We start from the raw sequence: 24,877 nt of genomic DNA on the forward strand, positions 1-24,877 counted from the left end.
CTACAGGGACGTACTTGCGGCGTGTCCTGCGAGGGTGGGCGGGCAAGGACCCTGCAGCCAAGCCGCAGACCAGCACCCACCAACCAAGCTACAGATCAGCCCGCCCAGATCAGCCGCTCTGCGATAGACCGGCGCGCAGGCGTTCTATCGGCCGCTCTCAGCCCATGCGTGTGCTCAGCGACCGTCGCGCAGACGGCTGTGGCGGTAACCGTAGCCGAAATAGACCACCAGCCCGACCAGCGTCCACACTCCCATCAACATCCAGTTGTGCAGGGTCATCGCCGACAGCAGGGCCAGGCAGCTCAACACGCCGGCGCTGCAGATCAGCCAAGCCACCGGCATGCGAAACGGACGCGGCAGTTCCGGGTGGGTACGGCGCAGGATCAGCACGCCGGCGCACACCGCGGCGAAGGCGATCAGCGTGCCCATCGAGGTCAGCTCGCCCAGCACATCCAGCGGGAACACTGCCGCCAGCAGGGCGATGCCCACGCCGGTGATCACGGTATTGACGTGCGGGGTGCGGTACTTGGGGTGGATGCGGGTGAAGATCGACGGCAGCAGCCCGTCGCGCGCGATGATCATGAAGATGCGCGGCTGGCCGATGATCATCACCAGCACCACCGACGACAGCCCGATCAGCGCGCCGACTTCCACCACCACGCGCAACCAGGCCAGCTGCGGATGCGCCGCCACCGCGGTCACCACCGGCTCGTCGGTGCCGAGCAGGGTGTAGGGCACCAGGCCGGTCATCACCGCCGCCATGGCGATGTAGAGCACGGTGCAGATGACCAGCGACAGGATCATGCCGATCGGCAGGTCGCGTTGCGGGCGGTGCGATTCCTGTGCCGCCACCGACACCGCCTCGAAGCCGATATAGGCGAAGAACACCATCGCCGCGCCGCGCAGCACGCCTTCCATGCCGTATTTGCCCGGACCTTCGTTGGCCGGAATGAACGGGTGCCAGTTGGCGGTATCCACGTACTTCCAGCCCACCGCGATCACCAGCAGGATCAGCCCGGTCTTGAGGATCACCATCGCCATGTTCATCGCCGACGACTTGCGGATGCCCACGTAGCACAGCCAGGTCAGCAGCAGCACGATACCGGCGGCAGGCAGGTTGGCGATCGCGCCGGTGCGCTGCAGCTTGCCGTCCAGCGGCGCGCTGACCAGGGCGGCCGGCAGGTGGATGTTGAAATGCTCCAGCAGGCTGAGGAAATAGCCGGTCCAGCTGACCGCTACCGCCGAGGCGGACACGCCGTACTCCAGCACCAGCATCCAGCCGATGAACCAGGCCGCCAGTTCGCCGAAGGTGGCGTAGGTATAGGTGTAGGCGCTGCCGGACACTGGCACCATCGCCGCGAACTCGGCGTAGGCCATTGCGCAGAACGCGCAGCACACCGCGGCCAGCACGAACGACAGCATGATCGCCGGGCCGGCATGGTCGGCCGCGGCCTGGCCGGTGATGACGAAGATGCCGCCGCCGATCACCGCCCCGATGCCCAGGGCGGTCAGCCCCCACGGCCCGAGTGCGCGTTGCAGGCCCAGCCCGTCGGCCGCCTCGTGGCTGGCGTGCGGGTGCTTGGTGGCCCAGAGTTGCTTGAACATGCAGCGGTTCCTGTTGAATCCCTGCACATGGCGGTGCGGGCGTGTGCGAGATGTGCGGGCTGTTGCGAGGGACTCGTGTCGTCAAATCCCCGCACACGGATGTGCGGGCTCTTGCGAGGGACTCGCAATCAAACCTTGCGGGCCAGCCGGCTATGGCGAATGCCATAACCGAAATAGATGACCAGGCCGATCATGGTCCAGCCCACGAACACCTTCCAGTGTTCCTGGAAGGCCTGGAAGAACAGGAACAGGCAGGCCAGCGCGCCCAGCGGGCAGATCAGCATCGCCAGCGGCACCCGGAACGGGCGCGGCAGATCCGGCTTGGTGAAACGCAGCACCATCACCCCGGCGCACACGGTGGCGAAGGCGAGCAGGGTGCCCATCGACACCAGTTCGCCCAGCACGCTGAGCGGGATCAACCCTGCCAGCAGCGCCGCGACCACGCCGACGAAGATCGTCCCGACATAGGGGGTATGGAACTTCGGATGCACCTTGCCGAACAGTCGGGGCATCAACCCATCCTTGGCCATGGTGTAGAAGATGCGCGGCTGCGCCATCAGCATCACCAGCACCACCGAGGACAGGCCGGCGATCGCGCCGATCTCCACCGCGGTCTTGAGCCAGGTCAGCTGCGGGTGCGCTTCCAGCGCAGTGGCCACCGGCTTGGCGGTGCCGAGCTGGGTATAGGGCAGCAGGCCGGTCAACACCGCGCAGACGATGATGTAGATGACGGTGCAGACCGCCAGCGACACCAGAATGCCGATCGGCATGTTCTTCTGCGGATCCTTGGTCTCGCCGGCGGAGGTGGAGACCGCGTCAAAGCCGATATACGAGAAGAACACGATGGAGGCGGCGCGGAACACGCCGTCCCAGCCGAACTGGCCCGGCCCGGTGTTCTCCGGGATGAAGGGATGCCAGTTGGCCGGGTCGATGTAGGCGATACCGAAGCCGACGAACAGGCAGATCACCACCACCTTGATCGCCACCACGATGGCGTTGGCGAACGCCGACTGGGTGACGCCCACGTAGCACAGCATGCTCACCGCAGCCACGATCAGCACGGCCGGCAGGTTGATGAGGTTGCCGGAGCTGACAAAGTTGTGGCCGTCCCAGGCCAGTGGCGCGCCGGCCAGCTCGGCCGGGAACGGCAATCCAAGCGTGCCGGTCAGGAAACTGATCAGGTAGGCGGACCAGCCGACCGCAACGCTGGAGCCGGCGAACAGGTATTCCAGCACCAGGCACCAGCCGATGAACCAGGCGATGCCCTCGCCGAGGGTGGCATATGAATACGAGTAGGCGCTGCCAGAGACCGGCATCATCGCCGCGAACTCCGCGTAGCACAGGCCGGCGAACGCACAGGCGATGCCGGCGAATACGAAGGACAGCATCACCGCCGGGCCAGCATGGTTGGCAGCGGCCTGGCCGGTCAACACGAAGATGCCGGCGCCGATCACCGCACCGATTCCCAACATGATCAGGTGCTTGGCGGTCAGGGTGCGTTGCAGGGTGGCTTCGCCTTGCAGGCTGCCTTCGACCGGTTCGCCCCCGTCGACATGTCCAGCGGGCTCGATCGGTTTGACCCTCAACAGAGACTTCAGCATTCGGTACATCCCTAAGTGGCAACTAAGGCGCGCGCGCCTGGGCGAAGGTGGTGCGCCGCGTCCCGGTGGGACAGGCAAGCGGCCTACCTTGCCAAAGCTACACGCTCACGACAAGCGCGTACGCAGCATGAATGGCGATAATGGCCGCCTGGCCCGCAACGGGCGACCGGGAACGACAGATGGTGGATGCAACCCTGCAACAGCGATTGGCCGACTACCGCGCACGCTGGCCGGACGAAGCGGAGTTGGCCGAGCAGTTCGCTCAGCTGCTGGACGATGCCACCAACCCGTTCCTGCGCGAGCGTGTCGAAGGTCATTTCACCGGCTCGGCGTGGGTGGTCAGTGCCGATGGCACGCGCACGTTGCTGACCCATCACCGCAAGCTGCAACGCTGGCTGCAGCTGGGCGGGCACGCCGACGGCGACCGCGACCTGGCGCAGGTGGCCCTGCGCGAGGCGCAGGAGGAATCCGGATTGACCGGCTTGCGCCTGGCTGACGCGGCCATTTTCGACCTGGACCGGCACTGGATTCCCGCGCGCGGCGAGGTGGCCGGGCACTGGCATTACGATGCGCGCTATGTGGTGGTGGCGGGAGCGGACGAGGCATTCGAAGTCAGCGAGGAATCGCTGGCCCTGGCGTGGCGCCCGGTCGCCGAGCTGCTTGCCGATCCGCAGCTGGATCCGTCGATGCGGCGCATGGCGGAGAAGTGGGTGGCGCGCGCGCGTTGAGCAGCTTGTCAAAGCCCCTTTCGTCGGGGTAATAAGGCGCTGCTTGCGTGCCACTGGCTCGGGTGCCGCAAGCGCGGGCACGCCTGTTACTTGACGGCTTCGGTGGGCGGCAGCAGCGCGGCCGGCGATCGGCTGCTCGGCTCGGTCAGACATCCTGTCTGACTCGCCGCCGCGGCACATCCGTGTGCCGCTCTCCGCCAATCCCCGGCCACGCTGCTGCCTCGGCCATTCGCTGTCATGGCCTTGGAAGCAGTGGGTGAGTGATGAGACGCTTTTTCGTGCTCAGGTCTGCGAAAGCCCCTCTCCCGTCGAGACGAGCAGGCACAGCTTGCGCGCCACAAGCGCGGCCTGGCCTGTCGCTTAGCGGCTTCGGTGGGTGGCAGCAGCGCGGCCAGCGATCGGCTGCCCGGCTCGGTCAGACATCCTGTCTGACTCGCCGCCGCGGCACATCCGTGTGCCGCTTTCGGCAATCCCCGGCCACGCTGCCTCGGCCATTCGCTGTCATGACCTTGGAAGCAGTGGGTGAGTGATGAGACGTTTTTTCATGCTCAGGTCTGCGAAAGCCCCTCTCCCGTCGAGACGAGCAGGCACAGCTTGCGCGCCGCCTTTGATCGCCCGCGCCGCAAGCGCGGGAGGGCCGCGGAGCGGAGGTTCGGGGTGAGGGAACGGGTGGCTAGAGTTTTCGAGTCACCCGTACCCTCATCCGGCCCTTCGGGCCACCTTCTCCCGATGCGAGAAGGGAAGGCTGCGCAGTTTTGTGCTGGCTTCCTTACTGGCGCGTGGCGAGGCGTTTGCCATGGCAGACGCGCCGAAGTTGGCCGCAGCGCGCCTCTTTGGGCCACCTTCTTCCGTTGGAGAAGGGATCACCTCAGTACAACGTCCGCTCAGTACAAAATGCGCGTCCGCAAGGTCCCTTCGATCAAGGCCAGGCCTTCCTTCAACGCGGTGGCCTGCGCCTCGCTGGCGCTGACGTCGATCACCACGTAGCCGACCTTGGGATCGGTGCGCAGGAACTGGCCGTCGATGTTGACGTTGTGGCGCGAGAACAGTTCGTTGATCTTGGACAGCACACCCGGCACGTTGCGGTGGATATGCAGCAGACGCAGGCTGTCGGGGTGCTCGGGCAGGGTGACCTCTGGGAAGTTCACCGCCGACAGGGTGCTGCCGTTGTCGCTGTAGCGCACCAGCTTGGCGGCCACTTCGATGCCGATATTGTCCTGCGCTTCCAGCGTGCTGCCACCCACGTGCGGAGTCAGGATCACGTTGTCGTGTGCGGTCAACTTTGATTCGAACGCATCGCCATTGCCCTTGGGCTCGATCGGGAACACGTCCACCGCCGCGCCGCCGATCTGGCCCGAGCTCAGCGCCGCGTCCAGTGCGTCGATGTCGATCACGGTACCGCGCGAGGCATTGATCAGATGCGCGCCGTGCTTCATGCGCGCGATCTCCGCCGCGCCGATCATGTCCTTGGTCGACGGCGTCTCCGGCACATGCAGGGTCACCACGTCCGCGCGTGCCAGCAGGTCGTCCAGATCGATCGCCGCGCGCGCGTTGCCCAGCGACAGCTTGGTTTCGATGTCGTGGAAGATCACCTGCATGCCCAGCGACTCGGCCAGTACGCCGACCTGGGTGCCGATATGCCCGTAACCGACGATGCCCAGCACCTTGCCGCGCGTTTCGTGGCTGCCGGCAGCCGACTTGGACCACCCACCGCGATGGCACTCGGCGTTCTTCTGCGGGATGCCGCGCAACAGCAGGATCGCCTCGGCGATGACCAGCTCGGCCACGCTGCGGGTATTGGAGTAGGGCGCGTTGAACACCGGGATGCCGGCCAGCTCGGCCGCGTCCAGATCGACCTGGTTGGTGCCGATGCAGAAGCAGCCCACTGCGATCAGCCGCTTGGCATGCGCCAGCACCTCGGCGCTCAACTGCGTGCGCGAGCGGATGCCGACGATATGCGCCTCGGCGATGCGCGCGATGAGCTCGTCTTCCGGCAACGACTTGGCGTGCAGTTCGATCTGCGAATAACCGGCGGCGCGGAACACATCCACGGCCGTCTGGCTGATGCCTTCCAGCAACAGGACGCGGATGTCCTGCTTGGGAAACGAGGTTCTCTTCGGCGACATGGGGGGAGCGCATTGCAGCAATCGGGTCGGCAACTATGCCAGATGGGCCGCGCGATGGGGCGCCCGCAACGCAGTGTTTGCGCAGGCAAAGTCCTTGCGGTGCAACGGTTTCAGCTGAATCCAACGCGGTGGCGGCGCCACGCCGTGCAACTGGACGCGCCTGGCGCGCACTGGCACGCTGTGCGGTTCCTACCGCAGCGCCGTGTGCCATGACCGATCCCCGCATCCTTTCGTTGCAACAGGCCGTGCCCGCGTTGCGTTTGAAGACCGAGCCGGCCGACCTGGAACACTACGGCCGCGACTGGACGCGGCGCTGGACGCCCAACCCGCTGGCGATCGCCTTGCCCGGTGCGGTGGACGAGGTGCAGGCGGTGCTGCGCTGGGCCAATGCGAACGCGGTTGCAGTAGTGCCCTCGGGTGGGCGCACCGGCTTGTCCGGCGGTGCGGTGGCTGCCAACGGCGAGCTGGTGCTGAGCCTGGAGCGCCTGAACAAGCCGCTGGAGTTCAATGCGGTGGATCGCACGCTCACCGTCCAGGCCGGCATGCCGCTGGAAGCGGTGCACAATGCCGCGCGCGAGCATGGGCTGGTGTATCCGGTGGATTTCGCCGCGCGCGGCTCGTGTTCGATCGGCGGCAATATCGCCACCAATGCCGGCGGCATCCGCGTGATCCGCTACGGCAATACCCGCGACTGGGTGGCCGGCCTGAAGGTGGTCACCGGTGCCGGCGAACTGCTGGAGCTCAACAACGCGCTGGTGAAGAATTCCAGCGGCTACGATTTCCGCCATCTGATGATCGGCTCCGAGGGCACGCTCGGCGTGGTGGTCGAAGCGACATTGCGACTGACCGACCCGCCGCCGCCCAGCAACGTGATGCTGCTGGCGCTGCCTTCGTTCGAGGTGTTGATGCAGGTGTTTGCCGCGTTCCGCGCGCAGCTGCGGCTGGAGGCATTCGAGTTCTTCACCGACCGCGCGCTCGAACACGTGCTGGCGCACGGCGCGCAGGCGCCATTTGCGCAGGTGCATCCGTATTACGTGGTCACCGAATTCGCTGCTGGCGACGAGGCGCAGGAAGCCGCAGCGATGGCGGCATTCGAGACCTGCATGGAGCAGGGCTGGGTCAGCGACGGGGTGATCAGCCAGAGCGATGCGCAGGCCGCGCAACTGTGGCGGCTGCGCGAAGGCATCACCGAAGCGCTGGCGCGCTACACGCCGTACAAGAATGACGTGTCGGTGCGCATCTCGGCGATGCCGGCGTTCCTGGCCGAAACCCATGCGTTGCTGCACGATGCGTATCCGCATTTCGATGTGGTGTGGTTCGGCCATATCGGCGACGGCAACCTGCATATCAACGTGCTCAAGCCCGATGGCACCAGCCAGGCCGATTTCGTGGCGGCCTGCGATCAGGTGACCAAGTTGCTGGCGCAGGCCTTGCAGCGTTTTGGCGGCAGCATCTCTGCCGAACACGGCATCGGCCTGGTCAAGAAGGCCTATCTGTGGAGCACGCGCTCGGCCGAGGAGATCGCCTTGATGCGCGGGATCAAACATGTGCTCGATCCTCATCTTTTGCTGAATCCCGGCAAGCTGTTCGAGATGGACGACGCGCCTGCCGCCACGCGTGCCGGTTAGTCTTTCACCACCTTCACATGGAATCGATACGCCAATGATGCGCTCCCTCGTGTTTTGCGCTTTGACGCTGCTGCCGCTGGCGGCCTTCGCATCCAGCCTGGCCGGAACCTCGGCGGGTGCATCGTCGGCCGGTTCGTCCAATTCCTCCGGCAGCAGTTCCGGCGACGACAAGGTGGTGGCCGACGCACGCGAAGATGCCGCCGGCTTCGTCGCCAGCGATGGCGCGATCCGCGGGGCGCGGCTGGAAGCGGCGCTGCTGCAGTTGCGTAGCCGTAGCGATGCGGCGCGGCTGTCCAGCGACCTGGAGCTGGCGCAGTCCATCCTGGCCCAGTGAGTTTTCCTCGCCGGTGCTGGTGGCTGTGGCTGGCCGCAGCGATCGCACCGGCGGCGCAGGCCGAATTACGCATCGATGTCGATCCGCAGGGCCTGTCTGCGGCGCAGATCGATGCCACGCACGCATTGGTGGAACAGGTGGCGCAGCGTCTGCCGCCGGCCTGGATGCAGCGCATCGACGCACCGATCCAGCTGCAGTGGCGCACGGATTTGCCGGCACACGTGCATGGCCGCGCGATCGGCCGCCGCATCCTGCTCGATCGTGACCTGCTGGATGCCTGGAGCGTGCAGGCGACAGCTGCGCAGACCGACCCCGAGGCACCGGCCACGCGCGCGGCAATGGCCGCCGTGGTGCATGAACTGGCGCATGTGCTGGACCGCGGTGCGCACGGCGGCCTGTCGCGCGACCCGCGGCTGCGCGATCTGGCCGGCTGGCAGGTGCGTCCCTGGCGGATCGGGCGTGGCGCAAACCGGTTCAGCGATCGCAGCCCCGACGATTACGAGCGGCGCAGCCCAGCCGAATTCGTCGCGGTGAATCTCGAACACTACGTGCTCGATGCCGACTATCACTGCCGGCGTCCGGCGCTGGCGGCCTGGTTCGCCGAGCAGGTCGGTGGCATGCCCGGTGCAACGCATTGCGAGACGACGCTACCGTACCTGCAGGCCGACAACGATGCCGGCGCGATGTCGCTGCTGGCACTGGATCCAGCGCGTGTGTACGCGGTGGACTACCTGCTGGCCGAGGGCAATGCGCAGCCGATGAGCCGCTGGGGCCACAGCATGCTGCGTCTGGTGATCTGTGCCCCTGGCCGCGCGCCCGGTCCCGATTGCCGTCTGGATCTGCAGTATCACCGCGTGCTGTCGTTCCGCGCCTTCGTCGGCGATGTGCAGATTTCCAGCTGGCGCGGGCTGACCGGTTCGTATCCCTCGCGGCTGTTCGTATTGCCGTTGAATCAGGTCGTGGACGAATACACCAAGGTGGAGCTGCGCGCGCTGTCGTCGGTGCCGCTGACACTGGCGCCCGGGGAGATCGCCGCGCTGCTCGCACGCGCAGCGCAGGTGCATTGGAGTTACGACGGGCGCTACTACTTCGTCGGCAACAACTGCGCGGTGGAGACCTTCAAGCTCCTGCACGACGGCGTGCCGCGGCTGGCCGCGGCCCGGCTGTCGTCGATCACCCCGCGCGGCGTGAGGCAGCGCTTGCAGCGCGCCGGAATCGCCGACATGCAGGTGCTGGACGACCCTGCGCAGGCGATTCGCCAGGGCTATTACTTCGAGTCGGCGGCGGCGCATTACCAGACCATGTTCGAGGTGATCCGCCACGGCCTGCAGGTGCCGCAGACCAGCGTGGAGCAATGGCTGGACGCGCGCGCGGACGCGCGTGCGCAGTGGTTCGACCGCGGCGGTCTACGCGAGACGGCTGCAGCGTTGTTGCTGGAACAGGCTGCGTTGCGCCGCCAGGAGTTGCTGGCACGCGATGCGCTCAAGCGCCTGCTGACACCCGGCGCGGCCGCGCGTGACTCGGTGCAGGGTCAGCTGCAGTCGGTGTTCGCGCGGCAGGCCCGGCTCAGTCATCCGGCCACGCTGTTGGGCAGCGCCAGCTACGGACTGCCGCAAGCGGAAGAGCGGCAGGACCTGAGCGCGCGCGTGGCGCAGGAAACCGTCGTACTGGTCGACGGCTGGAAACAGCTGCAGGCGCTGGGGCGGCAGCAACTGCCGGCCGACATCCGCACTGGATTGGAGCAGGGCGAGGCGAATGTGCAGCGCCTGCGCGCACGCCTGCGCGAGCTAGCGCGCGGTGATGCGGCCGACGACAAACGCCTGCAGCGGTAAGTCCCAGTTCCCGGTGCTCCGGCCAGGGACGACGGCATTGCACCAGCCGGCACCTGTCACACCAGCCGGCGCACTTCAGCCAGCCGGTTGCAGATCCGCCTGCACCGAATACTTGCGTAGCCAGTCGCTGACCTGCGCGTTGTTGCGGTACTGCTGCATCAGCTTTGCAAGCCGTGCCGGTGCCGGCGTGCAGAATTGCGCGATCGCCACTTCGATCTCGTGGCGACGATCGGCGTCGTACGGGTCCTCGCCCGCGAAGTGCTCGCAGGTGTCGTAATCCTCCACCAGCGTGCGTACGTCCTCCGGCATGCCGCACAGGCCGGGCGGATGTTGCAGCCACTCCTCGTCCACCTTGGCATCGGTGCAGGCCACCGGCGCAGGTGCGGGCGTGGCTGTCGGCGCCGGGGCTGGTTGCGCCGTGCAGGCGCCCAGCAGCCCCAGCGTCACCACAACGACCAGCTTGCGCATCAGTCGGCGCGGCCCGCGAATTCGCCGGTGGTGGTGTTGACCAGCACGCGCTCACCGTTGGTGATGTACTCGGGCACCATGATTTCCAGGCCGGTATTGAGCTTGGCCGGCTTGGGCCGCTTGGTGGCGGTGCCGCCCTTGAGTTCGGGCGGGGTTTCGACCACTTCCAGCGTCACCGTCTGCGGCAGTTGCACGGCCACCGGCTGGTCGTCGATCACCTGCACGTAGATGCCGGTCAGCCCGTCGATGATGTAGCCGGCATCGGTGCCGATCACGTCCGCATCCAGCGTATACGGGGTGAAATCCTCGTCGTCCATGAACACGAACGCCTCGCCATCCTTGTACGAGAACGTCGACAGGCGACGCAGCAACTCCACTTCCGGCAGGTTGTCGTCGGCGTCGAAGCTGGCGTCCAGCTTGGCGCCACCGGGCACGCTGTACATGATGAAGCGGAAGCGCACGTTGCCACCGCGGCCCTGCGGCGAGCTGCGCTCGATGTCGCGGATCTGGTAGATGCCGCCGTTGTATTCGACGACGTTGCCTTTCTTGATGTCGTTAGCTTTCATGGAATGAGTCAGGGATTGGTGATTTGGGATGAGGGATTGGCAAAGCAGGACTGGAGCGGGCGGGCAGGGCAGTAGTGCTGTTACAAATCCCCAATCCCGACGCACCAATCCCTGCTACTTCGGCGCCAAGCGCACGCCGCCGTCCAGGCGAATCACGTCGCCGTTGAGGTAGCGATTGCGCAGGATGAAGGCGACGGTGTCGGCGTATTCGTCGGGTTGGCCCAGACGCGAGGGGAACGGGATCGCTGCGGCCAGCGATTGCTGCACCGCCTCGGGCATGCCGTCCACCATCGGGGTCCAGAACACGCCCGGTGCGATCGTCATCACGCGGATGCCGAAGCGCGCCAGCTCGCGCGCCATCGGCAAGGTCATGCCGACCACACCCCCCTTGCTGGCGGCATAGGCGGCCTGGCCGATCTGGCCTTCGTAGGCGGCCACCGACGCGGTGTTGATGATCACGCCGCGCTCGCCGTCGTCGCCGGCGCTGTTGTGCTGCATTACGTCGGCCGCGGCCTTGGCGACATTGAAGCTGCCGACCAGGTTGACCAGCACGGTGGTGCGGAAGGTCGCCAGCGGCATCGGCGCTTCCTTGCCGAGCACGCGGCCCGAGCCCAGGATGCCGGCGCAGTTCACCGCCAGGTTGAGCCCGCCCAGCGCCTGCGCGGCCTGCGCCACGTTGGCGGCGACCTGCGCTTCGTCGGTGACGTCGGTGGCGAAATACTGCGCGTTGCCGTCACCGAGCAGCGCCAGCGCCGCCTCGGCCTTGTCGGCGTTGACGTCGAACAGGGCGACCTTGCCGCCGTCGGCCACGATGCGCTGCGCCACGGCCAGGCCCAGGCCGGAAACGCCGCCGGTGACGATGGCAAGAACAGAAGAAGGCTGCATGCGGTGGTTCCTTGGAAATCCTGGAAGCCGGTGGATGCCGGCAGGCGAACGGGTGACGACGCAGCCGGCGATTCTAGCCGAAGCGTCCGTGTGACCGCCCTGGAAGATGTGCGGGTGCGGCAGCGTGCGGGACTGAAATCTCAGCCGGCCGCCGCCAAGGCCTTGCCGACCTTGCTGCCGGTCTCGCGGCCCAGTAACTGCGCCAGCCAGCGGCCGGTACGGGCGAGGGCAGGCAGGTCGATGCCGGTCGACATGCCCAGCCCATGCAGCAGATACACCACATCTTCGCTGGCCACATTGCCGCTGGCGCCCTTGGCGTAGGGGCAGCCGCCGGCACCGGACACCGCCGCATCGACCACGCGCACGCCTTGCTCCAGACAGGCGGCGATGTTGGCCAGCGCCTGGCCGTAGGTGTCGTGGAAGTGCACGGCCAATGCCGGCATCGGGACCGCCTGCGCAACCGCGGCCAGCATCTGGCGTGCCTTGGCCGGGGTGCCGACGCCGATGGTGTCGCCCAGCGAAATCTCGTAGCAGCCCAGTGCGTACAGCCGTTGCGCGACATCCACCACGTCGGCCACCGGCACCGCGCCCTGATACGGGCAGCCCAGTACGGTGGAGACATAACCGCGCACGCGCACGCCGTCGAGCGCGGCCTGTTCCAGGATCGGCCGAAAGCGCGCGATCGATTCGTCGATGCCGGCGTTGGTGTTGGTGCGATTGAAGGCCTCCGACGCCGCGGTGAACACCGCCACCTCCTGCACACCGGCGGCGCGTGCGCGCGCATAGCCCTGCAGGTTCGGCACCAGCACCGGATAGGCGATGCCCGGCGCCTGGGTGATGCCGGCAAACACCTCGGCCGCATCGGCCAGCTGCGGCACCCAGCGCGGGCTGACGAAGCTGGTCGCCTCGATGCTGCGCAGCCCGGTCGCGGAGAGTTGATCGATCAAGGCGATCTTGTCGGCGGTGGCGATCGGTGCCGCTTCATTCTGCAGGCCATCGCGCGGGCCGACCTCGACAATGCGGACGAAGTCGCTCACGCCGCGCCCTCCGGCACCCAGGCCGGGCTGCGCTTGTCGAGGAAGGCGCCCAGGCCTTCCTGGCCTTCCGGGGAAACGCGCAGGCGCGCGATCCACGCGGCATTGGCAGCGTCGATGGCGTCGCGGTCGATCGGTGGCAGCACCGCGCGCACCAGCGCCTTGGCGCTGGCCGCGGCCAATGGGGCGGCCGCCAGCAACAGGCGGACCTGGCGCTCCACCGCGATATCCAGTTGGTCGGCGGCGACCAGTTGATGCAACAGGCCCAGCAGCTGCGCGGTGGCCGCATCGAAGATCTCGGCAGTGGCGAACCAGCGCCGTGCCTGGCGCGCGCCGATCGCGGCGATCACATACGGTGAAATCACCGCCGGCAGCAGGCCGAGCTTGCTCTCGGTCAGCCCGAAGCGCGCCTCGGTGCAGCCGATGGCGATATCACAGCACGCCACCAGGCCCACGCCGCCGCCGAACGCCGCGCCGTTGACGCGCGCGATGGTCGGCTTGGGCAACTCGTCCAGCGTGCGCATCAGGCGCGCCAGGGCGAGTGCATCGGCCGCGTTTTCGGCCTCGCTGGCACCGGCCATGCCGCGCATCCAGTTCAGGTCGGCGCCCGCGGAGAACGCAGCGCCGGCACCGGTGATCACGACGACGCGGATCTGCGCTGCCCGGCCGGCCTGCTGCAAGGCGTCGGTGAGCGCGCCGATCAAGGTCGCATCGAAGGCGTTGTGCACCGCTGGGCGGTTCAGTCGCAACGTGCGGACCGCTCCCTGGTCCTCCACGATCAAGCCGGTGTCCTGCATTGCGTCAACGTCCATGAATGGGATGCGAACCATGATAGCGGCACGGGTCGGCTGAGCCATGACGCGGTGCGTCGATGCTAGAATTGAGAACCATTCCTAACAATCAGGCCGTCTTTGTGACGCTGTCCGACATGCCCTTGCATCGCGCCGCCATCGTGGATTCCGTGGAGGATCGCCTCCCCAACGACACGATCGCCCGGCGTCTGCGCGAACTGGGTTTTGTCGCCGGCGAAGAAGTCACGGTGCTGGCGACCGGGCCGGTCGGGCGCGAACCGCTGCTGGTACAGGTCGGTTACACCCGGTTCGCCCTGCGCCGCAGCGAGGCCGCACGCGTGCAGGTGCGCGTCGATGGAGCACAGGCATGAGCGCGGCGAGCGTCCCGTTGCGGCTGGCGCTGGTGGGCAATCCCAACAGCGGCAAGACCGCACTGTTCAATCAGCTGACCGGCAGCCGGCAGAAGGTCGCCAACTACACCGGCGTCACCGTCGAACGCAAGGAAGGGCAGTTCCGTGCGCCATCCGGGCGCGACTTCGCGGTGCTGGATCTGCCCGGCGCCTATAGCCTGCAGCCGGCCAGCCTGGACGAGGCGATCACCCGCGACCTGTGCCGTGGCTTCTATCCCGGCGAACCGGCACCGGACGTGCTGGTCTGCGTGATGGATGCGACCAACCTGCGCCTGCACCTGCGCTTTGCGCTGGAGCTGCGCGAGCTGGGCCGGCCGATGATCGTGGCCTTGAACATGGTCGACGCCGCGCAACGACGCGGCATCGTCATCGACCTGCCGGCGCTGGAACAGGCGCTCGGGGTGCCCGTGGTGGAAACCGTGGCGGTGCGCCGCGGCGGTGCCAAGGCGCTGGTCGAGCGGCTCGATACACAGGCCGCGCGCCTGGCGGCACCGAGCGCCACGCCGCCTGCCGATGGCAACTACCATGCGCAGGTGCGACAGATCCTGAGTGCGGCTGTGACCATGCCGACGCGGACCTCGCGGGTGGACGATGCGCTGGACCGCTGGCTGCTGCATCCGCTCTGGGGCCTGGTCACGCTGGCGGTCGTGATGTTCCTGATCTTCCAGGCGGTGTATGCCTGGGCCACGCCGGTGATGGACCTGATCGACGGCGGCACCTCGGCACTGGGCGAGTGGGTCGGCGCCACCTTGCCGGAAGGCCCGCTCAACAGCCTGCTCAAGGACGGCATCATCGCCGGCCTGGGCGGGGTGGTGATCTTCCTGCCGCAGATTTTGATCCTGTTCGCCTTCATCCTGGCGCTGGAGGAGTCCGGCTACCTGCCGCGCGCGGCCTTCCTGCTCGACCGCATGATGTCTGCCGCCGGCTTGTCCGGGCGCTCGTTCATTCCGTTGCTGTCGAGCTTTGCCTGCGCGGTGCCGGGCATCATGTCCACACGCAGCATCCAGGACCCGCGCGACCGGCTCGCCACCATCATGGTCGCGCCATTGATGACGTGCTCGGCGCGCCTGCCGGTGTATGCCTTGCTGATCGGCGCCTTCATCCCGCAGAAGACCGTGTGGGGCATCTTCAACCAGCAGGGCCTGATTCTGTTCGGTTTGTATGCCGCGGCCATCGTCAGCGCGCTGCTGGTGTCGTGGACGATGAAGAAGTGGCGCCGCGACAAGAGCGAGCATCCACTGATGCTGGAGCTGCCGTCGTACCGCCTGCCGCATCTGCCCGACCTGGCGCTGGGGCTGTGGGAGCGTGCGCTGATCTTCCTCAAGCGCGTCGGCGGCATCATTCTGGCCCTGACCATCCTGCTGTGGTTCCTGCTGTCGTTCCCGGCCGCGCCGGCCGACGCCACCTTGCCGGCGATCGATTACAGCTTCGCCGGGCGCATCGGCCATGCGATGGCGGTCTTCTTCGCGCCGCTGGGCTTCAACTGGCAGATCTGCATCGCGCTGATTCCGGGCCTGGCCGCGCGCGAAGTGGCGGTGGCCTCGCTGGCGACCGTGTACGCGCTGTCGGCGGCCGACGACGATGCCGCCGCGCAGGCCTTGTCGCCGCTGATCAGTGATGGCTGGTCGCTGGCCACCGCGCTGTCGCTGCTGGTCTGGTACATCTACGCGCCGATGTGCATCTCCACGCTGGCCACGATCAAGCGCGAAACCAACTCGTGGAAGCAGATGACGGTCAGCGCGGTGTACCTGTTCGCGCTGGCCTACCTGGCCTCGCTGGTGACCTACCAGCTGGCCGTGCTGCTGGGAGCCGGCTGAAGTGGATCTGTCGCTTACGCTGCAATACGTTGTCATCGCGCTGGCGGTGTTGCTCAGCCTGTGGGTGGTGATGAAGAAGCAATTTCCCGGCACGCTGCGGCGTCTGCGCGGCGCAGTGGCGATCGGCCTGCTGCGCGATGGGCGGCCTGCGTGGATGCGGGCGCTGGGCCGCCGCGTGGCGCCGCCGGCCGCGCAGAACGCCGCGGCCTGCGGTGGCTGCGACAGCTGCGGTCCGACCCCGCCACGTCGTCACTGACGCACCGCAGTTCTTCGGTAGCGCCACCGCAACCCAGGCGTGTGTCGTGACGCGTGGCGATGGTTGGCGCAGCGGCGATACCGCCACTGGACGGGTTGCGTCGTCGACGCTGCAGTGCACAGCGCGTCGGCCACTGGCCTTCGCTATGCTTGCGCGATGACGACCTCTTTCCAGATCTCCCGACGTGCGCAGGCGCTGACCAGTTCGGCGATTCGCGAAATCCTCAAGGTGACCGAGCGGCCGGAGGTGATTTCCTTCGCCGGCGGGCTGCCGTCGCCGGCCACCTTTCCGGTGGAGCGCATGCGCGCGGCCAGCGATCAGGTGCTGCGCGATGCGCCGCAGGCCGCGCTGCAATACGGCCCCACCGAAGGCTATGCGCCGCTGCGCGAATGGGTGGCCGCACGCCTGAGCCGCGACGGCGCCAACATCCGGCCCAGCCAAGTGTTGATCACCACCGGCTCGCAGCAGGGCTTGGACCTGCTCGGCAAGGTCTTCATCGACGAAGGCAGCAAGGTGCTGGTGGAAACGCCAAGCTACCTGGGCGCGCTGCAGGCGTTCTCGCTGTTCCAGCCGAGCTTTGTCGGCATGCCCTCGGACGAGGATGGAGTGGTGGTGGACGCGCTGGATCCTGCAGTGCTGGCCGATGCGCGCTTTCTGTATTGCCTGCCGAATTTCCAGAACCCGACCGGTCGCCGGTTGCCGCTGGCGCGCCGTCAGGCCCTGGTGGCGCGCGCGGCGGAGGCGGGCGTGCCGATCGTCGAAGACGATCCGTATGGCGAGCTGTATTACAGCGGCCAGCCGCTGCCGAGCCTGCTGTCGCTCAGCCCGGAGGGCGTGATCTACATGGGCTCGTTCTCCAAGGTGCTCGCGCCCGGGTTGCGGCTGGGCTATGTGGTCGCGCCCGAAGCGGTGCTGGGCAAGCTGATCCAGGCCAAGCAGGCGGCCGATCTGCATACACCCTCGTTCACCCAGCGCGTGGTCCACCAGACGTTGCAGGACGATTTCCTGGACACGCATATCCCGCAGATCCGCGCGCTGTATGCGCGTCAATGCAGCCTGATGCTGGAGGCACTGGATCGGCATTTCCCGCCCCAGGTGCAATGGAATCGCCCCGAAGGCGGCATGTTCCTGTGGGTGACCCTGCCGCCCGGGCTGGATGGCACCGCGCTGCTGGCGCGTGCGATCGCGCGCAATGTGGCGTTCGTGCCGGGCGCGCCGTTCTACGCCACCTTGCCGCAGGTCAATACCTTGCGGCTGTCGTTTGTCACCGTGCCCGGCGACAGGATCGACGCCGGCATCCAGGTCCTGGGCGAGGTGCTACGCGAGGCGCTGGCCGAATTGCCCGGGCAGGGCGCGTGAGCACGCAGGCCGCTGGCGTGCAGGCGCCTGCGCTCGCGATCACTCTCGACAGCGTCGCGATCGGTGTCGCACGCGACTTCACCCGGCCCGGTAGCCGCAGCGCGATCGACAAGCGGGCGGTGGACGGCAGGGTGCACGTCGGTCCCGACGGTCTGCACGGCGACGAGCAGGGCGACCGGCGTGTGCATGGCGGGCCGGACAAGGCGATCCACCATTATCCACGCGATCACTACGCCGCCTGGCGGACCGAGCTCGGTGCACATGCGTTGCTGGAGACGGCCGGCGCATTCGGCGAGAACCTGAGCAGCCTCGGCCTTACCGAAGCCGAGGTCTGCCTGGGCGATCGCTTTGCGTTGGGTACGGCAGTGGTGGAAGTGTCGCAGCTGCGTCAGCCATGCTGGAAGCTGTCCGACCGTTTCGGCCTGCGCGACATGGCGCGCCGCGTGCAGGACACCGGCCGCACCGGCTGGTACTACCGCGTGCTGCAGCCCGGCGACGTTGCTGCCGGCGATACGCTGACACTGCAGCAGCGACCGCATCCGCAATGGACGCTGTTGCGCCTGCAACAGCTGCTGTATGCGCGCGATGTCGATGTCGCCGCCATCACCGAGGTGCTGCAACTGCCGCTGGTGCCGTCATGGCAGGCGCTGTTCGAACGCCGCCTGCAACGCCGCGAAATAGAGAGCTGGAGCAAACGCCTGCAAGGCGCAGGCGACTGAGAGCCGCCAACACCATCGCGCGCGATCAATGGCCGCGGCCGCGCCAGCTGCAGGGCTGAGATTTGGGATTCGGGAGTCGGGATTGGGGAATCGCGGCCACGAAGTCGGCAAACGCCACCTTCCAGGCGCCGCAATGATGGCCGTATGCCATGCGTCCTCATCGTCCTTACCAACGTACAGTGGCGCAGCCTTTACCAAGCCATGGCCGCTCGCGACGTTGTATGCCAACCACCACGCGCACCCCACGGACGCCACCAAGCCAAAGCGCCACAGCACGTAAAACGCGCACACCCGCACCCGCTCTCACGAGTCCCTGATCCCGATTCCTGGCTTTAACGACTCCCCAATCCCGACTCCCCAATCCCAGCTTTTACGATTCCCGATTCCCGATTCCCAGCTATCTTGTACAACCCCATCGCCCAGCTAGGCCTGCCGCCATGACACCGTCTCCTGTGAAAGTTCTGATCCACGGCGCCTCCGGGCGGATGGGCAAGGCATTGCTGCGCCTGGCTGCCGAAGACGAGGCGCTGCACGTCGTCGGTGCGGTGGTGGGGCGCTCGCCTTCGCAGCGCGTGGTGGACGGCGTGCCGTACTTTGCCGCCAGCGAACTCGGCGGTGCGCCGGCCTTCGATGTGGCAATCGACTTCAGCCTGCCGCAGGGCTTCGCACCGATCCTGGCGCTGTGCGCGCAGCGCGGTAGACCGCTGGTGTCCGGCACCACCGGTCTGGATGAGGCGCAGCGCGCTGCGTTGCTGGAGGCCGCGCAACAGATCCCGTTGGTGTGGGCGTCCAACTTCAGCCTGGGCGTTGCGGTGCTGACCGAACTGGTGGAGCGTGCCGCCGGCAGCCTGCCGGGCTGGGATTGCGACATCGTCGAGGCGCATCACGTGCACAAGCAGGACGCACCCTCCGGAACCGCACTGACGCTGGGGGAGGCGGCCACCGGCAGCGGCGCGCAGCCGCGCTTTGCCAGCCTGCGCGCCGGCGACATCGTCGGCGAGCACACGGTGCAGTTCACCGGGCTGGGCGAGCGGGTGGAGCTGGTGCACCGCGCCACCAACCGCGACATCTTCGCGCGCGGTGCCCTGCATGCGGCCAAGCGGCTGCTCGGCAAGCCGGCCGGCAGCTATCGCGTGCGCGATCTGGTGCTGTAAGCCGGCGCGTTGCTGCGCATGAATGGCGAATGATCGCGGTGGCGCATTCATCCCGCCATTGCGATGTCACCGCGGCAACCGGTGTTCTCCAGGCTGGCATGCCGGGGCACTTGCCTTTACAATTCTCGCTTGCCCGAACCAGCGTCGGACCGGTCCTCAGCACCGCGTCCGCGCTTTGCTGCAACCGGAATTTGGCCGGAAGCGCATCGGAGTCCCAGGCAGCCAGAGCGAGACCCCCACGTGACCCAACCCGCAATCCTTGTCCTCGAAGACGGCACCGTGTTCGAGGGCGAATCCGTAGGCGCCAACGGGCTTTCCGTCGGCGAAGTGGTGTTCAACACCGCCATGACCGGTTACCAGGAAGTCCTGACCGATCCCTCCTACGCCCGCCAGATGGTCACGCTGACCTATCCGCATATCGGCAACACCGGCTTTACCGATCAGGATGACGAGGCCAGCAAGATCTGGGCCGCCGGCCTGATCGTGCGCGATGTGCCGCGTCGCCCCAGCAGCTGGCGCAGCGAAGTCGCACTGCCGGAGTGGCTGCAGGCCCGCGGTGTGGTGGCCATTTCCGGCATCGACACCCGCAAGCTGACCCGCCTGCTGCGGCAGAAGGGCGCCCAGAACGGCGCACTGATGGCCGGTGAGATCGATGTCGCCAAGGCGCTGGAAGCCGCGCGCAGCTTCCCCGGGCTGAAGGGCATGGACCTGGCCAAGGTGGTTTCCACCGAGACCAGTTACAGCTGGCAGGAAGGCTCGCTGGATCTGAATTCCGACACCTTCGTGCGCGCCGAGCTGAAGCACAAGGTTGTTGCTTACGATTACGGCGTCAAGCTCAACATCCTGCGCATGCTGGCCGACCGTGGGTGCGACGTCACCGTGGTGCCGGCACGCACGCCGGTGGCCGAGGTGCTGGCGATGAATCCGGACGGCGTGTTCCTGTCCAACGGCCCGGGCGACCCGGAGCCCTGCGATTACGCCATCAGCGCCATCCAGGAACTGATCGCCAGGCAGGTGCCCACCTTCGGCATCTGTCTGGGCCATCAGCTGCTGGCGCTGGCCGCCGGCGCCAGCACGGTCAAGATGACCACCGGCCATCACGGCGCCAACCACCCGGTGCAGGATCTGGACGGCGGGCGGGTAATGATCACCTCGCAGAACCATGGCTTTGCGGTCGACGAAAGCACGCTGCCGGCCAATGTGCGGGTGACCCATCGGTCGCTGTTCGATGGCACCAATCAGGGCATCGCGCTGACCGACGCACCGGCGTTCTCGTTCCAGGGCCACCCGGAAGCCTCGCCGGGGCCGCGCGATGTGGGGCCGTTGTTCGACCGGTTCGTGGAGTTGATGGCCAAGGATGCCAAGCGCGCATGAGCGCTCGTTTGATGGGTGTGCTGATCGTGCTGATGGGCGTTGCGCTGACGTATTGGGGCGTGTGGATGCCGCTGGAGCAGGCACGCGCTGGTGCACAGTCGATCACGCTGCATGGCGGCATGAAGCTGGCCTTGCTGGTGCCGATGTGCTTCGTTTTCGGCGTCGGCTATGTGGCTGGAGGGGAATCCTTTCACCACCGCATGCAGAACACCGACCCGGACAAGGTACGCCGTTGGGGCAAGACCTCCGGGATCGGCTGGCTGCTGATCCTGGGCAGCTTTGCCGCGTCCTTCGGGCTGTATCAATGGATGCAGCACACCCTGCGCGCCCTCGGCTATGGATCTGCCGGATGAACCCGGCGTTCGGCTCTGCCGAGCCGATGCACTATCACGCCGCGTCGCGATGCGATCGCCGCGGCCACTCTTCCGCACCTGCGGCTTGCCGCATGTTCCTAATCGAGTAAAGAAATGCCAAAGCGCACCGACCTAAAAACCATCCTGATCATCGGCGCCGGCCCGATCGTCATCGGCCAGGCCTGCGAGTTCGATTACTCCGGCGCGCAGGCGTGCAAGGCGCTGCGCGACGAGGGCTATCGCGTGGTGCTGGTCAACAGCAATCCGGCCACGATCATGACCGACCCGGACATGGCCGATGCGGTGTACATCGAGCCGATCAACTGGCAGACGGTCGAGAAGATCATCGCCAAGGAAAAGCCCGATGCCCTGCTGCCGACCATGGGCGGGCAGACCGCGCTGAACTGCGCGCTGGATCTGGCCGACCACGGCGTGCTGGAGAAGTACAACGTCGAGCTGATCGGTGCCAAGCGCGAAGCCATCCGCATGGCCGAAGACCGCGAGCTGTTCCGCGTGGCGATGGGCGAGATCGGCCTGGATTGCCCGCGCGCCGAAGTGGCGCACACGCTGGAAGAGGCGCTGGATATCCAGACCCGGGTCGGCTACCCGACCATCATCCGTCCCAGCTTCACCCTGGGCGGCAGCGGCGGCGGCATCGCCTACAACCGCGAAGAGCTGATCGAGATCGTCGGCCGTGGCCTGGAACTGTCGCCGACCACCGAGGTGCTGGTGGAAGAATCGGTGCTGGGCTGGAAGGAATTCGAGATGGAAGTGGTCCGCGACACTGCGGACAACTGCATCATCGTCTGCGCGATCGAAAACCTCGATCCGATGGGCGTGCATACCGGCGACTCGATCACCGTGGCGCCGGCGCAGACGCTGACCGACAAGGAATACCAGCGCCTGCGCGATGCCTCGATCGCAGTGCTGCGCAAGATCGGTGTGGATACCGGCGGCTCCAACGTGCAGTTCGGCATCAGCCCGACCACCGGCCGGGTGGTGGTGATCGAGATGAACCCGCGTGTGTCGCGCTCCTCGGCGCTGGCGTCCAAGGCCACCGGTTTCCCGATCGCCAAGGTCGCCGCCAAGCTGGCGGTGGGCTACACGCTGGACGAATTGAAGAACGAGATCACCGGTGGTCTGACCCCGGCCTCGTTCGAGCCGTCGATCGACTACGTGGTCACCAAGATCCCGCGCTTTGCGTTCGAAAAGTTCCCGCAGGCCGATGCGCGCCTGACCACCCAGATGAAGTCGGTGGGCGAGGTGATGGCAATGGGCCGCACCTTCCAGGAATCGCTGCAGAAGGCGCTGCGTGGCCTGGAAACCGGCAAGATCGGGCTGGACCCGACCGGCCTGGATCTGAGCAGCGAAGACGATATCGCCGCGCTCAAGCGCGAGCTCAAGGCGCCGGGCCCGGAGCGTCTGTTCTATGTCGCCGATGCGTTCCGCGCCGGCATGAGCGTGGCCGATGTCTACGCGCTGTCGTTCATCGACCCGTGGTTCCTGGACCAGATCGAAGAACTGATCAGCCACGAACAGCAACTGGCCGATGACGGCATGCCGGCACTGGATGCGGCGCGTCTGCGCACGCTCAAGCGCGCCGGTTTCTCCGACGCGCGGCTGGCCGAGTTGACCGGCACCAACGAAGAGTCGGTGCGCACGCTGCGTCGCGCGCTCAAGGTGCGCCCGGTCTACAAGCGCGTGGATTCCTGCGCCGCCGAATTCGCCACCAGCACCGCGTATCTGTATTCGACCTACGAGGACGAGTGCGAGGCGCTGCCGACCGACCGCGACAAGATCATGATCCTGGGCGGTGGCCCCAACCGCATCGGCCAGGGCATCGAGTTCGACTACTGCTGCGTGCATGCGGCGCTGGCGCTGCGCGATGACGGCTACGAGACCATCATGGTCAACTGCAACCCGGAGACCGTGTCCACCGACTACGACACTTCCGACCGTCTCTACTTCGAGCCGCTGACGCTGGAAGACGTGCTGGAAATCGTCGAGCTGGAAAAACCCAAGGGCGTGATCGTGCAGTACGGCGGCCAGACCCCGCTGAAGCTGGCGCGCGCGCTGGAAGCCAACGGCGTGCCGGTGATCGGCACCTCGCCCGATTCGATCGATCTGGCCGAAGACCGCGAGCGGTTCCAGCAACTGGTCGACAAGCTGGGCCTGAAGCAGCCGCCGAACCGCATTGCCCGCAATGCCGAGGAAGCGCTGGTGCTGGCGCGCGAAATCGGCTATCCGCTGGTGGTGCGCCCGAGCTACGTGCTGGGCGGCCGCGCGATGGAAATCGTCTACGGCGAATCCGACCTGGCGCGCTATGTGCGTGACGCGGTCAAGGTCTCCAACGATTCGCCGGTGCTGCTGGACCGCTTCCTCGACAACGCGGTGGAAGTGGACGTGGACATCATTGCCGACAAGGACGGCAACGTGCTGATCGGCGGGCTGATGGAACACATCGAAGAGGCTGGCGTGCATTCGGGCGATTCGTCCTGCTCGCTGCCGCCGTACTCGCTCTCGCCCAAGACCCAGGCCGAGCTGCGCCGTCAGGTGGTGATGCTGGCCGAAGGCCTGAATGTGGTCGGCCTGATGAATACCCAGTTCGCGGTGCAGGTGAACGAGGCCGGCGACGATGTGGTGTTCCTGCTGGAAGTGAACCCGCGTGCCTCGCGCACCGTGCCGTTCGTGTCCAAGGCGATCGGCATGCCGCTGGCCAAGATCGCCGCGCGCTGCATGGCCGGCAAGACGCTGGCCGAGCAGGGCGCCACCAAGGAAATCGTGCCGGGCTATTACTCGGTGAAGGAGGCGATCTTCCCGTTCGCCAAGTTCCAGGGCGTGGACCCGATCCTCGGGCCGGAGATGCGCTCCACCGGTGAGGTGATGGGCGTGGGCCGCAGCTTCAGCGCCGCGTTTGCACGCGCGCAGGAGGCCGGCGGCATCAAGGCCCCGCCGGTGGGCAAGGCGTTCGTGTCGGTGCGCGATCCGGACAAGCAGCGCGTGTTGCCGGTGGCGCAGGCGCTGGTGGAGCGTGGCTATACGCTGGTCGCCACGCGCGGTACCGGTGCCTGGCTGCAGCAGAACGGGCTGAGCTGCGAGATCGTCAACAAGGTCGCCGAAGGGCGCCCGCATATCGTCGATTCGATCAAGAACGGCGAGATCGTGTATATCGTCAACACCACCGAAGGTCGCGCCGCCATCTCCGACTCGTTCTCGATCCGGCGTGAAGCGTTGCAGCATCGCGTGACATATTCGACCACCGTTGCCGGCGCCAAGGCGCTGGTGCATTCGCTGGAATTCCGCGGCACCGGCCCTGTGTGGTCGCTGCAGGAACTGCACAAGGAGCTGGAAGCATGAGAGCACCCATGACGGCAAAGGGCGCGCAGCGTCTGCGCGAAGAGCTGGACCAGCTGAAGTCGGTCAAGCGTCCGGCGGTGATCAACGCGATCGCCGAAGCGCGCGCGCACGGCGATCTGAAGGAAAACGCCGAATACCACGCCGCGCGCGAGCAGCAGAGCTTCATCGAAGGCCGCATCAAGCAGCTGGAAGGTGAGCTCTCGCATGCCGAGATCATCGATATCACCAAGCTGTCGGCCGGCACCAAGATCGTATTCGGTGCCACGGTGACGCTGGCCGACACCGAGACCGACGAAGAAAAGCGCTACCAGATCGTTGGCGATCTGGAAGCGGACATCAAGCTGGGCATGATCGCGATCTCCTCGCCGCTGGCGCGTGCGTTGATCGGCAAGCTGGAAGGCGACTCGGTCACCATCGATGCGCCGGCCGGCCAGCGCGAGTACGAAGTGGTCAGCGTTGCCTATCTGGACTGACGGGCCG

General features: G+C 66.8%; 22 protein-coding genes. 14 read left to right on the forward strand and 8 right to left on the reverse strand.

Annotation, left to right across the window (positions count from 1 at the left end):
- Positions 1-174 precede the first annotated feature (174 nt).
- Positions 175-1,605 carry an amino acid permease gene (locus tag DGN21_RS09170; RefSeq protein WP_016904398.1) on the reverse strand — a complete coding sequence of 477 codons (1,431 nt, stop codon included), beginning with the start codon at positions 1,603-1,605 and terminating at the stop codon, positions 175-177.
- 128 nt (positions 1,606-1,733) lie between these two features.
- Positions 1,734-3,206 carry an amino acid permease gene (locus DGN21_RS09175; RefSeq protein WP_024937736.1) on the reverse strand — a complete coding sequence of 491 codons (1,473 nt, stop codon included), beginning with the start codon at positions 3,204-3,206 and terminating at the stop codon, positions 1,734-1,736.
- A gap of 140 nt (positions 3,207-3,346) precedes the next feature.
- On the opposite strand from DGN21_RS09175, the gene DGN21_RS09180 reads away from it, so the two are divergent.
- Positions 3,347-3,934, forward strand: a complete 588-nt coding sequence (locus DGN21_RS09180; protein ID WP_024937735.1) for an NUDIX hydrolase — start codon at positions 3,347-3,349, stop codon at positions 3,932-3,934.
- A gap of 884 nt (positions 3,935-4,818) precedes the next feature.
- On the opposite strand, the gene serA is transcribed toward DGN21_RS09180, so the two are convergent.
- Complete coding sequence (serA, locus tag DGN21_RS09185; RefSeq protein WP_054592450.1) at positions 4,819-6,060, reverse strand: phosphoglycerate dehydrogenase; 1,242 nt, start codon at positions 6,058-6,060, stop codon at positions 4,819-4,821.
- 209 nt (positions 6,061-6,269) lie between these two features.
- Between serA and DGN21_RS09190 the strand changes: the two genes are divergently transcribed.
- From DGN21_RS09190 to DGN21_RS09200, 3 genes are read left to right on the forward strand one after another with little or no spacing between them, the layout of a single operon-like run.
- On the forward strand, positions 6,270-7,688 hold the full coding sequence (locus tag DGN21_RS09190; protein ID WP_215825202.1) for an FAD-binding oxidoreductase: 1,419 nt from the start codon (positions 6,270-6,272) through the stop codon (positions 7,686-7,688).
- Between the two features lie 34 nt (positions 7,689-7,722).
- On the forward strand, positions 7,723-8,022 hold the full coding sequence (locus DGN21_RS09195; RefSeq protein WP_024937732.1) for a DUF2388 domain-containing protein: 300 nt from the start codon (positions 7,723-7,725) through the stop codon (positions 8,020-8,022).
- Positions 8,019-9,854, forward strand: a complete 1,836-nt coding sequence (locus tag DGN21_RS09200) for a DUF4105 domain-containing protein (RefSeq protein ID WP_126966345.1) — start codon at positions 8,019-8,021, stop codon at positions 9,852-9,854. Before DGN21_RS09195 ends, DGN21_RS09200 begins: the two co-directional genes overlap by 4 nt.
- Before the next feature lie 75 nt (positions 9,855-9,929).
- Here DGN21_RS09200 and DGN21_RS09205 read toward each other — a convergent pair whose 3' ends face one another.
- The 5 genes from DGN21_RS09205 to DGN21_RS09225 all read right to left on the reverse strand — a co-directional run bounded on the left by DGN21_RS09205 (position 9,930) and on the right by DGN21_RS09225 (position 13,604).
- Positions 9,930-10,322: a hypothetical protein gene (locus DGN21_RS09205; protein WP_024937731.1), complete on the reverse strand. Its 393-nt coding sequence runs from the start codon at positions 10,320-10,322 to the stop codon at positions 9,930-9,932.
- On the reverse strand, positions 10,322-10,888 hold the full coding sequence (yeiP, locus tag DGN21_RS09210; RefSeq protein ID WP_016904354.1) for an elongation factor P-like protein YeiP: 567 nt from the start codon (positions 10,886-10,888) through the stop codon (positions 10,322-10,324). Before yeiP ends, DGN21_RS09205 begins: the two co-directional genes overlap by 1 nt.
- Positions 10,889-11,002: 114 nt before the next feature.
- On the reverse strand, positions 11,003-11,773 hold the full coding sequence (locus DGN21_RS09215; RefSeq protein ID WP_039527531.1) for an SDR family NAD(P)-dependent oxidoreductase: 771 nt from the start codon (positions 11,771-11,773) through the stop codon (positions 11,003-11,005).
- Between the two features lie 140 nt (positions 11,774-11,913).
- Positions 11,914-12,810, reverse strand: coding sequence for a hydroxymethylglutaryl-CoA lyase (locus DGN21_RS09220; protein ID WP_126966344.1), 897 nt, complete (start codon positions 12,808-12,810; stop codon positions 11,914-11,916).
- On the reverse strand, positions 12,807-13,604 hold the full coding sequence (locus DGN21_RS09225; RefSeq protein WP_126966417.1) for an enoyl-CoA hydratase-related protein: 798 nt from the start codon (positions 13,602-13,604) through the stop codon (positions 12,807-12,809). The genes DGN21_RS09220 and DGN21_RS09225 overlap by 4 nt, the downstream gene beginning before the upstream one ends.
- A gap of 116 nt (positions 13,605-13,720) precedes the next feature.
- Here DGN21_RS09225 and DGN21_RS09230 point away from each other — a divergent pair, with 116 nt between their 5' ends.
- The 10 genes from DGN21_RS09230 to greA all read left to right on the forward strand — a co-directional run bounded on the left by DGN21_RS09230 (position 13,721) and on the right by greA (position 24,870).
- The gene (locus DGN21_RS09230) at positions 13,721-13,969 is read left to right on the forward strand and encodes a FeoA family protein (RefSeq protein ID WP_016904358.1); all 249 of its coding nucleotides are present in this window, start codon (positions 13,721-13,723) and stop codon (positions 13,967-13,969) included.
- Complete coding sequence (locus DGN21_RS09235) at positions 13,966-15,825, forward strand: ferrous iron transporter B (protein ID WP_126966343.1); 1,860 nt, start codon at positions 13,966-13,968, stop codon at positions 15,823-15,825. Before DGN21_RS09230 ends, DGN21_RS09235 begins: the two co-directional genes overlap by 4 nt.
- 1 nt (position 15,826) lies before the next feature.
- Positions 15,827-16,081 (forward strand): DUF6587 family protein, encoded by a 255-nt coding sequence (locus tag DGN21_RS09240; RefSeq protein ID WP_016904924.1) that lies wholly within the window; start codon positions 15,827-15,829, stop codon positions 16,079-16,081.
- A 156-nt stretch (positions 16,082-16,237) separates the two neighbouring features.
- Positions 16,238-17,440: a PLP-dependent aminotransferase family protein gene (locus DGN21_RS09245; RefSeq protein ID WP_126966342.1), complete on the forward strand. Its 1,203-nt coding sequence runs from the start codon at positions 16,238-16,240 to the stop codon at positions 17,438-17,440.
- Complete coding sequence (locus DGN21_RS09250) at positions 17,437-18,159, forward strand: MOSC domain-containing protein (protein ID WP_126966341.1); 723 nt, start codon at positions 17,437-17,439, stop codon at positions 18,157-18,159. The genes DGN21_RS09245 and DGN21_RS09250 overlap by 4 nt, the downstream gene beginning before the upstream one ends.
- A 437-nt stretch (positions 18,160-18,596) precedes the next feature.
- Positions 18,597-19,313, forward strand: a complete 717-nt coding sequence (dapB, locus tag DGN21_RS09255) for a 4-hydroxy-tetrahydrodipicolinate reductase (RefSeq protein WP_024937724.1) — start codon at positions 18,597-18,599, stop codon at positions 19,311-19,313.
- Between the two features lie 240 nt (positions 19,314-19,553).
- A complete protein-coding gene (gene carA / locus DGN21_RS09260; protein ID WP_024937723.1) occupies positions 19,554-20,687 on the forward strand; it encodes a glutamine-hydrolyzing carbamoyl-phosphate synthase small subunit in 1,134 nt (377 codons plus the stop codon).
- Positions 20,684-21,040 (forward strand): hypothetical protein, encoded by a 357-nt coding sequence (locus tag DGN21_RS09265; protein ID WP_104555005.1) that lies wholly within the window; start codon positions 20,684-20,686, stop codon positions 21,038-21,040. Before carA ends, DGN21_RS09265 begins: the two co-directional genes overlap by 4 nt.
- 114 nt (positions 21,041-21,154) lie before the next feature.
- Positions 21,155-24,397 (forward strand): carbamoyl-phosphate synthase large subunit, encoded by a 3,243-nt coding sequence (gene carB / locus DGN21_RS09270; RefSeq protein ID WP_024937721.1) that lies wholly within the window; start codon positions 21,155-21,157, stop codon positions 24,395-24,397.
- A gap of 8 nt (positions 24,398-24,405) precedes the next feature.
- Positions 24,406-24,870, forward strand: a complete 465-nt coding sequence (gene greA, locus DGN21_RS09275) for a transcription elongation factor GreA (RefSeq protein ID WP_024937720.1) — start codon at positions 24,406-24,408, stop codon at positions 24,868-24,870.
- Positions 24,871-24,877 lie beyond the last annotated feature (7 nt).

This window comes from Xanthomonas sp. MLO165, assembly GCF_018831305.1.
Taxonomy (GTDB): Bacteria; Pseudomonadota; Gammaproteobacteria; order Xanthomonadales; family Xanthomonadaceae; genus Xanthomonas; species Xanthomonas arboricola.